This is a genomic window from Flavihumibacter sp. CACIAM 22H1 (assembly GCF_001601815.1).
Classification (GTDB): domain Bacteria; phylum Bacteroidota; class Bacteroidia; order Chitinophagales; family Chitinophagaceae; genus Flavihumibacter.
This window is the reverse complement of sequence record NZ_LUKG01000001.1, coordinates 56,239-67,599: the sequence shown is the minus strand read 5'-3', so window position 1 is coordinate 67,599 and position 11,361 is coordinate 56,239. Positions and strand designations below refer to the sequence as shown.

The 11,361-nt window shown below is 46.9% G+C and carries 8 protein-coding genes and 1 pseudogene; 5 read left to right on the top strand and 4 right to left on the bottom strand.

Features of this window, described 5'->3' with window-relative positions:
• The first annotated feature begins 6 nt into the window (after positions 1 to 6).
• Complete coding sequence (locus tag A1D16_RS00270; protein ID WP_290706560.1) at positions 7 to 1,020, top strand: nucleoside hydrolase; 1,014 nt, start codon at positions 7 to 9, stop codon at positions 1,018 to 1,020.
• A gap of 45 nt (positions 1,021 to 1,065) precedes the next feature.
• Here the strand turns inward: A1D16_RS00270 and A1D16_RS00265 are convergent, their stop codons facing one another.
• Positions 1,066 to 3,033: a glycoside hydrolase family 172 protein gene (locus A1D16_RS00265; protein WP_290706557.1), complete on the bottom strand. Its 1,968-nt coding sequence runs from the start codon at positions 3,031 to 3,033 to the stop codon at positions 1,066 to 1,068.
• Between the two features lie 91 nt (positions 3,034 to 3,124).
• Here A1D16_RS00265 and A1D16_RS00260 point away from each other — a divergent pair, with 91 nt between their 5' ends.
• On the top strand, positions 3,125 to 5,497 hold the full coding sequence (locus A1D16_RS00260) for a glycoside hydrolase family 3 N-terminal domain-containing protein (RefSeq protein WP_290706554.1): 2,373 nt from the start codon (positions 3,125 to 3,127) through the stop codon (positions 5,495 to 5,497).
• Here A1D16_RS00260 and A1D16_RS00255 read toward each other — a convergent pair.
• Both A1D16_RS00255 and A1D16_RS00250 read right to left on the bottom strand, forming a co-directional pair.
• Positions 5,487 to 6,683 carry an MFS transporter gene (locus tag A1D16_RS00255; RefSeq protein ID WP_290706552.1) on the bottom strand — a complete coding sequence of 399 codons (1,197 nt, stop codon included), beginning with the start codon at positions 6,681 to 6,683 and terminating at the stop codon, positions 5,487 to 5,489. The genes A1D16_RS00260 and A1D16_RS00255 overlap by 11 nt on opposite strands.
• A gap of 153 nt (positions 6,684 to 6,836) precedes the next feature.
• Positions 6,837 to 7,400, bottom strand: a complete 564-nt coding sequence (locus A1D16_RS00250) for a Crp/Fnr family transcriptional regulator (RefSeq protein ID WP_290706550.1) — start codon at positions 7,398 to 7,400, stop codon at positions 6,837 to 6,839.
• A gap of 159 nt (positions 7,401 to 7,559) precedes the next feature.
• Between A1D16_RS00250 and A1D16_RS00245 the strand changes: the two genes are divergently transcribed.
• Positions 7,560 to 8,783, top strand: coding sequence for an FAD-dependent oxidoreductase (locus tag A1D16_RS00245; RefSeq protein ID WP_290706548.1), 1,224 nt, complete (start codon positions 7,560 to 7,562; stop codon positions 8,781 to 8,783).
• Positions 8,784 to 8,825: 42 nt separating this feature from the next.
• Here the strand turns inward: A1D16_RS00245 and A1D16_RS00240 are convergent, their stop codons facing one another.
• Positions 8,826 to 10,289 carry an arylsulfatase gene (locus tag A1D16_RS00240; protein ID WP_290706546.1) on the bottom strand — a complete coding sequence of 488 codons (1,464 nt, stop codon included), beginning with the start codon at positions 10,287 to 10,289 and terminating at the stop codon, positions 8,826 to 8,828.
• A 144-nt stretch (positions 10,290 to 10,433) separates the two neighbouring features.
• Here A1D16_RS00240 and A1D16_RS00235 point away from each other — a divergent pair, with 144 nt between their 5' ends.
• On the top strand, positions 10,434 to 11,024 hold the full coding sequence (locus tag A1D16_RS00235) for a sigma-70 family RNA polymerase sigma factor (RefSeq protein WP_290706544.1): 591 nt from the start codon (positions 10,434 to 10,436) through the stop codon (positions 11,022 to 11,024).
• A gap of 63 nt (positions 11,025 to 11,087) precedes the next feature.
• A pseudogene (locus tag A1D16_RS00230) lies at positions 11,088 to 11,361 on the top strand (hypothetical protein); the annotation flags it as partial.

The following is an 11,361-nucleotide window of genomic DNA, read 5'->3' as shown; positions in this document are numbered from 1 at the left end:
ATGACCATGCCATTAATAAAGAGTTTACTGCTGTTGTTGCTTGCTATACCGGCAATTCATTGTACTAATAGTGTTGTGCCGGTTCAGGAGCCTGTTCCGGTAATTTTTGATACAGATATCGGCAATGATATAGATGATGTGCTGGCCTTACAGCTTTTATTTCAGTATGAAGCCGAGCAAAAAATTAACTTACTGGGAATAACGATCAGTAAATCCTACCCTCGTGTGGTGGAATACATTGATGCATATGCAAGACAACAAAACAGGGCTGGAATTCCGCTGGGTTTTGCGTACAATGGGGTAAATCCCGAACCGAATGTTTATGTTCCGGCTACACTTGATACGCTGGTGAATGGGAAACCGGTTTTAGTTCCGCAGCGTAAACTGGATGCTTCTATTCCGGAGGGCCATTTGCTGATGCGGAAATTGCTGGCGGCCCAGAAAGATGGTTCTGTTGTGCTGGTGGTGGTAGGGCCTGAAACCAATTTAGCGCGTTTATTGGAATCGAAGCCGGATGAGTTCAGTTCTTTACCGGGGGTAGAACTGGTTCAACAAAAAGTGAAATCGGTGGCAGTAATGGGTGGTTTATATACTAAGGAATATGATTTTCCGGAATGGAATATTGTGCAGGATCTGAAAGCGGCGCAGCTGGTTTTTTCGCGCTGTCCGGTTCCTGTCATTGCAAGTGGATATGAAGTGGGAACCAAACTGCTGTACCCGGCTACCAGTATCAATACTGATTTTGAGCAGGCGGCTACTAATCCCCTGGTGCTGTCCTATAAAATTTATCAGCCGATGCCTTATGACCGGCCTACCTGGGATCTGACCTCGGTACTGCATGCGGTGGAGCCTGAGCTGGCTTATTTTGAGGAATCTCCTGCCGGTAAAATTACTGTAGACTCGCTGGGTAATACCTTGTTTGAGGAAAAACCAGGCGGCTTACACCGCTACCTCAAATTGAAAAACAATCAGGACCAGGTGCTGGATTCAATGGTTAAAAAAATTACCCGGCCGTTGTAGACGTCAGACAGGTGTTAGAACCTTGTTCTAACACCTGTCTGACGTCTACTTTTCCAGCATAAAACCTTGCAGTAATACCGTATTCCGTTCAGCAGCTGCTGGTTTATCTTTTATTACCAACGTAATGGTATTGCTCCCTTTTTCAATGTATAAGTTGCCCATAAACGCTTTTTCAACGAACTGCAGCCCCGGCGCATAGGCATCAATTCCCCGCTTTACCGGAACCTGCCGCTGATTCAGATCAAATGTTCCGGATCCAGGCCCTTTAAAATAGGAGACATATAACTTGTAGTGCCCGGCTTCGGCAATATCCAGCCTGAACTTGGCAAATGCATGGTCCCCGCCCTCCAGTTTATAAACATTGTACTCATTTCCAGACAGCTCGTCTTTTACAAATACCCGAGAAACACTGGCCGTTGTACTCATGGCCTCCACGGGTAATAAATCCAGCCAATATACATTGGTGCGGGGAGATACCAGCTGGCTTAACATGGCTGCAGGTGGCGCGGCATTGGATACCGGCGGACGATCTGCGTAAAATAATGCCACCGATACATAATCTACCGGTATAGCATTATTCTCCGGTCCATGTTCTATCGTCATCAGAAAATCCTTCTGAAATGAGAGTTTATCGGTTATATAAAATCGATACCCACCCGTCCTTGCCAAAGGAATCGAATAATCCAGGCATCCATGGGTAGGTAAACTAAACGCCTGATCCCACCGATCGGGTAATGCGTACCAGCCCCCGTTGAAATAATCTTCTGACCCCGTGCCATGGATGGCCAGATTTCCGTCAATATACGTGCGATCATCGCCTTCAAAAAAAACCGTCATTCCCTGATCCAGGCCCTGCGCCTGTAAAATGCTGCCGATATAATGACCCCTTCCCCTGAATTGCAGGAATTGAAAAGGTTTACCCTGTGCCGGATCCTTTTCCCGGTTCCATACCGCATAAAATTTGCCTTCATTTGGCAAGCGCTTATTCTCAGCATACTCAATTTCCAGGTCTAAAGGAATTTCTCCCGCCTCCTGTCCTTCCTGCATCAAATATTGTAGTTCAATCGTGGCGGATTTGTCATAAGGCATCGGCAGCCGACAGTAATGCAGCCCGTTATCAACGCCTAAGGGCAGCGCTTTCATGGAGGGCCGCCCAAAAGCATACCCAAAAAAATCAATAAGCGGACAGTTTATAGCCGCTACCTGTTCTCCATCCCAGGAGGCTTTCAGCAGGATATCTTTATACCCTGCATTCAGAAGCGCTTTGGGCGATAAACGGATGGCCAGGATCCGCCCCCCTGTATGGGCCTCAAAGATCCTTGAAGTAGTGCCTGGTTTAAGAAGAATTCGTTTGTTTATTCGTTTTGTTGGTATCGCCCTACCCGGCAACGCAGACCGGAGACTTCCGGTAAAATTTGCCCAGCTTTCCGCCACTTGCTCCAGTGCCTGTTTTTCCGCTGCGGTAAATTGAGGAGAGAAAGACCCGTTAACCCGATCCTGGCCAGTTTGAATGTATTGGAGCTGGAAAAACTGCATTTTTCCTTTGAATAAGATCTTGCAGGATTTTTTATAAGGAATCGGGAGATAACAGTAATAGCCACCTACTTCATTACCGACCACGGGTTTTATAAACGGGAATTTTTTACCGGAGAACAGGTCTATGAAAGGGGTTTCAATACGCGGGGTAGATTCACCGTCAAAATAGAATTGAATGGTGTCTTCCGTAGGCGTGGGTGTCCAGATGCGTTGAATGATACCCGGCCCCTCCAGAAAACCGATGCGTTGTTTGCCGTCTTCCATTCCTTTGAAAGAGTATCGTCCGGAAAAACCATCATCATTTCCGCCCGTTGTATCGTAACTCGATAACTGCCCGGCTACGGAACCGGGCGCATAAACAGCCAGTTGATCCAAGCGGTTCATATTGATGAGCTCCCGGATGTATTGGGCCTCTGCGGATATTGCAAAAAATAATACGACGCTGATAACAGCCAGTTTTCCTGCTAAAGTTTTCATCCTGCTCCTTTTGGTAAAACGGTAATGAATATATAGAATAATGCGAAACCGGTAGGGAATTGCGCATAAAGACTAACTTCGGGATTTAATCATGCGTATTCAACATTTTATTTCCGGTATTGCCGTTATCGCACTTTCACAGGCGGTAGCCCTTGCACAGATTAGCCCTGCTTATAAAAACCCGAAACTTAGCGCCGCTGAGCGAACTGCTGATCTGCTGAAACGAATGACCCTGGACGAGAAAGTAGGGCAATTAGTATGCCCCATGGGTTGGGAGATGTGGGAAAAAAAAGGCAATTCCGTTACTTATTCAACCGCTTTCAAAAAACTTATTGATAGCCAGTATGTGGGCGCATTCTGGGGTGTTTACCGGGCCGACCCCTGGACCAAAAAAACATTGGAAACGGGGCTTAATCCCGAACTGGCTGCAGCTGCCGGTAATGCCCTGCAAAAATATGTGATGGAAAAAACCCGACTGGGAATTCCTGTTTTCCTGGCGGAAGAGTCGCCACACGGGCATATGGCTATTGGCACTACAGTTTTTCCTACGGGTATCGGTATGGCATCCACCTGGAACCCTGCCCTGGTTGAAAAAGCGGCCGGTGTTATGGCAAAAGAAATACGCCTTCAGGGTGCACATATCAGTTATGGACCGGTCATGGATTTGTCGCGCGATCCCCGGTGGTCGAGAGTGGAAGAAAGTTTTGGCGAAGATCCTGTACTCACTGCTGCCATTGGTGCTGCAGCTGTAAGAGGTGGAGGCGGAGGTGTGCTGAACAAACCCTACAGTGTGATTTCTACGCTCAAACATTTCATTGCCTACGGTATTCCTGAAGGAGGCCATAACGGAAATACCACTTTAATTGGCCAGCGTGAGCTGCATGAAAATTTTCTTCCTCCCTTTAAAAAAGCGGTGGAAGCGGGTGCCCTTTCTATTATGACAGCATATAATTCTATTGATGGAATTCCCTGTACAGCCAATGAATATCTTTATAAGCACGTATTGAAAAACCAATGGGGCTTCAAAGGTTTTGTCGTATCTGATCTGTTTAGCATTGATGGTTTAAGTGGAAGTCACCGGGTGGCGAAAGACCGGAAAGAATCGGGCGAAATGGCTCTCAAAGCCGGCGTGGACATGGACCTGGGAGCAAGTGGATTTGCCGCCTTAAAACAATCGGTGCAGGAAGGAAAAATAAGTATTCGCCAACTGGATGATGCGGTGGCAAGAATTCTTCGGCTGAAATTTGAAATGGGTTTATTTGAACAGCCTTATGCAGATCCCGCTAAAGCAAAAGCGGAGGTAAGAACTGCCGAAAGCAAGGCTATTGCCCGCGAGCTGGCGCAGCAGTCTATTGTCCTGTTAGAAAATAAACAGCAGTTGCTTCCACTACCGGCTACGCTTAAGCGAATAGCTGTATTGGGTCCAAATGCGCATACACCCTACAATCAGTTAGGCGATTATACTGCCCCGCAGGAAGATGGACTGATCAGCACTCCCTATATGGGAATCAAACAGGCATTTCCACAGGCAGAAGTAAGTTATGTAAAAGGAGTGGCCATTCGTGATAGCACTACCACTGAATTAGCGGCTGCAGTGCGGGCTGCAAAAAACGCAGAAGTGGCCATTGTGGTGGTGGGCGGCTCAAGTGCCCGTGATTTTAAAACCACCTATATCGAAACCGGTGCCGCTGTTACAGATACTAAATCGGTGCAGGATATGGAAAGTGGAGAAGGGTTTGATCGTGCCACGCTTCAGTTATTGGGAAAACAGCTGGATTTGCTGAAAGCCATCAAAGCTACGGGAACACCCCTGGTAGTGGTGTATATCCAGGGAAGACCACTGGAAATGAATTGGGCCGCTGCTGAGGCAGATGCCCTGCTTTGTGCCTGGTACCCGGGACAGGAAGGTGGAAATGCACTGGCTGATATTCTGACCGGTGCTGTAAACCCCTCTGGCAAACTGCCTATTTCCGTTCCGCGGGAGGTGGGTCAGATTCCGGTGTATTACAACAAGAAAAACCCCAGGGGGCATGATTATGTAGAACTTTCAGCAACGCCGCTTTATTCCTTCGGATATGGGTTGAGCTATAGCAATTTTCAATACAGTGATTTGGTGGTGAAGCCGATAGGCGAGTTGTTGTTCGAAATCAGTTTTAGTCTCCAGAACACCAGCAATATTGCCGGCGAGGAAGTTGTACAACTATACCTGCGGGACGAGCTGGCTTCGGTGGTGCAGCCCATTAAGCAACTGAAACAGTTTCAGCGGGTAAAACTTGCTGGCGGAGAACAGCGCAGGATAAGCTTTCGGGTTACAGAAGCAGACCTGTTGATCATTGGCAGAGACCTGAAGCCCGTAGTTGAGCCGGGTGATTTTGCGGTTCAGATTGGTGCATCTTCTGCGGATATACGGCTGAAGGGCAGGTTTCATGTTAGGCGTCAGACAGGTGTTGGTGTTAAGTACTAACACCTGTCTGACGTGTCATCCGGAAGAGGATCAGTAATGCCGAAAAAAGGGTGAGGCCCGCAACTGCGTAGATAGAAATGGCAATACTAAAACGATCAGCCAGTACACCTGTAAGAAGGGCTCCGATCGCATACCCGAGATCACGCCAGAACCGGAATATGCCCAAACTTTTCGCACGATCATGTGGGTGGGTATAATCAGCAATAGTAGCCAGGAAACTCGGGTATACCATCGCGGTGCCAAGCCCCAATAGAACAGATAATGCAATAAACGCCACCAGGGTATCTGCCAACGGAAAAAGAAATAGTGCCAAAGCCTGCACCAGCATTCCGGCGTAAAGAATGTTTTTCTTGCTGTACAGATCTGCCAGGTAACCGGTAAATAATTGTGCAATGCCCCAAACAGCCGGGTAAATGGCCATGATTAACCCAATTTTACCCATGTCAAATCCTTTGGAAGCCAATAAGAGCGGAAACAATCCCCATGCCATACCATCATTAAGATTATTGATTAGTCCCGCCTGGGTTACTGCACCGAGATTAGGATCCGACCAGGTGGTTTCCCTGAAAAGGTTTTTTCTTAGCGGAACCCTGCTGGTAGCTACTTCTTTTTGAATATGAGGAGAACTTTCCCTGATAAGAAAAATACTGGTGAATAAGCCGGCGATGACCAGGAAAATACCTGTATAAAACGGAACCGGACGGATACCATAGTTTCCGGCAAGCCATCCGGTAAGAAACGCTACCAGAGCAATGGCGAGATACCCTGAAAATTCATTAAGACCCATTGCTAATCCGCGGTTTTTCTCACCGACCAGATCTATTTTCATCACAACGGTACTGCTCCAGGTTAAGCCCTGGTTGATACCGAGTAAAATATTTGCCGCAATAATCCAGTTCCAGTTCGGTGCATAAATCAGGAGAAAGGGAACGGGCAGACCGATAGCCCATCCGGCAATTAACAGGTTTCTTCTACCAAGTTGATTAGCGAGTGCACCGGTAAAATAATTAGCAAATGCTTTAACCAGGCCAAATACGAGGATAAAGGAAAGTATGGCGGTTTTTGCAGCAATATGAAAAATATTTTCCGCTAATGCGGGCAGAATGGAGCGTTCAAGACCGATCATCCCACCAACAAAGGCATTTACGATTACCAGCAGGGTAAATTGTTTCCAGTTTTCCTTCATAGACGTCAGACAGGTGTTAGGATAGCGTTAGAGCTCTGTTAGGGATATGTTCCTGCTTGACTTCCTTCGGTGGGTAGAATCTTTTAACAGGGAACTAATCCCCTGCAAAAATGAGCCGGGATGGCAGGCTTTAATTTATCTTATGATAAATAATTACTGATTTGCACGGATTCTGCTCAGGCTTACCTGCGTAATGCCAAGATAAGATGCGATGTATTTGAGCGGTACTTTTTTAAGGAGATGCGGGTTGGACTTGATAAGTGATTGGTATCGTTCTTCTGCAGTATTAAACTGGATACTTTCCATTCGGTTAATGGTTTCGACGTAAGCAGTTTCAATTATCTTTCGAAAGATCCGTTCAATGGGCGGATAGGTATTAAACAGGGCAAAGAATTTGGACGAATCAATGGCAGTAAGCACTGAATCTTCCAGCACCTGAATTGCTTTACGACTTGGCTTTCCGGTAAAAAGACTTTCTGCTCTTACAATAATACTCTGCTCAAAATAGAACCCTTCTGTTATATCAATGTCGTTTTTATAGTAATAAATGCGAGCAATACCTTGTTCCAGAAAATAAATAGTTTGGCAGGTTTGTCCGATCTGCTGCAGATTTTTGTATCTGGAAATGTTTACCGGGCGGGAGATCGCAGCGATTGCATCGGTAGCTTCAGCTGATAATGGCCCCAGCTTTCTTAAAAAGGTTAAGAGTTTTTCCATGGCGGATGGAAGGTACGGAAAGGTGTCAGATACATGTTCTAACACCTATCTGACACCTGAAAAATGCGTATCATTGCCATCGCCAACTAGTACATAAAAAAGAAGGTAAACAGTAGCTATTTCGAATCAACCTAAGGTATTCGACTAAATGCATAGCAGATGGAACAAAAAATTGATTTACTAATTATTGGTGGAGGAATCTGGGGGTGCGCTATTGCCTATTATTACTCAACCGCTAATCCCGGTCAAAACGTACTGGTGCTTGAACAAAACGAACTGAATAATGGCGCTACCAGCAGGGCGGCCGCTCTGCTTACGAAAGTGCGATCAAATCAGGCCCTGATCCCCCTAGCAAAAGAAACAGCCCGGATCATCCCGGTACTTGAAACAGCACTCGATGATTCGCTCGATATAAAAAAAGTGGGATTGGCACAGGTGGCCACCGATGCAGCCTCGCTCAACGCACTAGAAAGCATGTATAAAATAGCCGATCGGTTTGATGAACCCTACCAAAAATGGACATCGGATCAATTACTGGAAAAAACTCCCTGGCTAAAACTGGATGCAGCGCTTGAAATCGGCTATTTTCCAGAAGAAGCCTATTGCGATCCCTATCGGTTGGGAAGTTTTTTTGCCAGGACTGCAAGGAAAAATGGAGTAGCATTCCGGCAGTCTACCCGGGTAACCGAACTGGTGGTTAAAAATGGGCGGGTAACTGCAGTTCTTACAGGAGATGATCGCATCCGTGCTGAACAGGTGGTGTTGGCAGCAGGCGTCTGGAGCAATCAGCTCTTAGAACAATTCGGTGCAGCAATTCCATATGCTCCTGTCCGAAGCCAGTTCTGGATAACAGAACCAGTTCGCGGCCTGCAGCAAGATGCGCCGATTGTATTGATCCCCTCTGCCAATGCATACCTAAGGCCGGAAGGGAATTGTTTGTTATTTGGAATTCGCGAGCAACAATCAATAGCCGTAGCGCCGGGTAAATTGCCCATGCAGATGAATGATTTTTTATACAGTGCCGATAAAGGTTTCTCTGAACTGGCGGACGTAATTCACTTGTTGGAACCGTTTTATCCGGAAATATACAATGTGGGGATCAAGTCCTATATGGCAGGGTTTTCTGGCTATTCGCCGGATGCATGTATTACGGCAGGTGCTTGTTCGGGATTGGATAATCTGTTCGTTGCAGGTGGGGATTGCGGGGCCGGGATCGCTTTATCTGGCGGGTTAGGGCAATTGATGACCGCTTTGTTGTCAGGGAGTGTGGCTGGGGAGGAGATCGCTGTATTTCGTCCCGACCGTTTTGGATCATTAGACGCCGGTGCTGAAAGCTGGCTGCAACAATGCGCGGCAGCCCGGTCAAAAAAGAAAAGCGGTTAGGTGTCAGATACATGTTCTAACACCTGTCTGACACCTAACCACCTAACGCAATTCCTTCGCCACTATTCCATCCAACTGCCGGAGTATTTCCGGGTGCCGCAAAGACAGATCCCTGGTCTCATAAGGATCCTCCGATAAATCGTATAATTGCCAGGGAGCAGAAGGATCCTTCTTCAAACCAGTTTTAACCGCCTTCCAGTTACCCATCCGAATCGCCCGCTGCCCGCCTTTTTCCGGATATTCAAAATATAGAAAATCCCGTGTCGGCTGCCGCTCCGGTTTTCCCAGTAAGGTTGGCAAAAAAGATACCCCGTCATTCGGAGGTGCTTCCACCCCCGTCAATTCAGCCAGCGTAGCCATTAGGTCATACTGCGCTGATACCAATCCGCTGACCTCACCCGCTTTTATCTTACCAGGCCAACGGGCAAGAAAAGGCATCCGGATCCCTCCCTCGTATAAATCCATTTTTAATCCCCTTAAACCGGCCGCACTATTGAAAAAAGCAGCATCCACACCGCCATTAAATGTTGCACCATTATCGCTGCTGAAAAATAAAAGAGTGTTTTCATCCAGACCCAGTTCCTTTAGTAAGGCCATGATCTTTCCCACCTGTGCATCCAGGTAACTAATCATACCCGCATACGTCGACAAAGGATACCTGCTGGCCGCATAGCCCTGTTGGCCATAATAGGGTTGCTCATTGAACTGGCCCCGGTACATATCCACCCAGGCATCCGGAACCTGCAGGGAAGCATGCGGAATGGTATACGGCAGGTATAAAAAAAAGGGTTGCTCTTTCCGGTTGCGGATAAACTGCTCCGCTTTCTCCGTCATTTTATCCGGTGCATATGTCGTTCCTTTGAAATAATCGAAATCGGCGGCAGTTGCCGTTGCCGGATCAAGCCTGCGATGCACATCAATAAAAGGCTGGTGCAAACTATCCCATCTTCCATTTTCCCACAAATGCGTGGGATAGTAATTATGTGCCTGCTTTTGGTCGAGATAGCCATAACTGTAATCGAATCCATGCAAATTGGGCGAGCCCTCCGTATTTGCCATACCCAATCCCCATTTGCCGATAATTCCGGTTCCGTATCCTTTTTTCTTTAGCAGGTCTGCGATCGTTACTGCCTTCGAATGCAAAGGCGCCTGTCCGCGTTCCGCTGAATCCGGAAATCCACCTAATTCAACATTTCCCCGAATGGTGGAATGCCCCCCATGTAACCCTGTCAACAACATGGCCCGCGCAGGAGCGCATACCGGCGTAGATGTATAATGTTGGGTAAAACGCATGCCTTCAGCTGCCATCTGGTCGAGATGCGGCGTTTTAATTTTTGTCTGGCCATAACAACCCAGTTCTCCATAGCCCAGATCATCGGCATAGATATAAATAATATTGGGCAATGGCTGCTTCTTCTGCTCCGGACGCCGGCTGGCGGATGTGGTACAGGCCTGCATAGAAAAAAATACAACCGGCCATACTACGGCAAACAAAAATGGTTTCATTGGCTGAGCTTATCGGTTACTAAAATGAAGGATTAATTCAATAGTTTTTAGATCAAACGATTGCATAAAGCTTTTTAAAAGGTTCTTGATATATTCAAAGAACGGTTACTGCTAATAACCCGATGGACACCAAAAATAACTGCCATGAACGAGGATTTCAGGCCACCCTACGATTGCGAACCACTTTACCGGATTTTCGAAGAGATCTATGATCAGCTACTCGGAATAGGTAGAATGCGCCGCCTCGATGAAGCCATTCAGAAAGACCTGATCCACGAACTGTTTCTTTCCTTTTATGAAAAGAAGATTGCGCTCGATAAGGTCACCAATCCCATCTCCTACATCGTTACCTCCTACAAACGAAAAATTATTGATTTCTATCGGGAGTCTGCCCGGTTTTCGCTACACGATAACTGGATGAACCATCCGCTTACCTTAATGCCCTCACCAGAATCCAACCTGATCGATAAAGAACAGATGAATGAAATCCGTGATCTATTGCAGAAAGCCTATCAGCAACTTCCGGATCGTTGCAAAAAAGCTCTTTTTCTAAAGTACTATAAGGGCCTGTCAGCCACTGCTATACAACAGGAAACAGGCTGGTCGGCACAAAGTACTTACAATTATTTGTCGATCGGCCTGAAACAGCTGAAAGCATCACTGGAGCAATATCCCCAACTGGCCAAAGGAGGCATTTCCCTGCTGCTGCTGCAGTTCTTTTTACTGCAACTGTAATTTTTCTAAAAAAAGCAGGTAGATTTTCAGGGGTACTCCGTCATACAGGTACAAGTCACCCGTATGATGGAAAAAAAGACCAGGCAGGAATTACTGGAAGATGCTGATTTTATCCGCTTCTGCACTCGCCCAACGGAAGCTGATAAGGCTTACTGGGCAAACTATCTTGCTGCTTATCCGGATGAATACGGCAAACTTGAAGAAGCCAAAACCTTTTTGCTGGCTTTGTTTGGTATCCTGCAGGCAGAAGAGCGGGGCCAGGAACTGGATCGCCTGAAACGGGCAATTGAAGGAACCGCTTCCACTGTTTCCAACGAAACATCGTCCGGCCCACCCG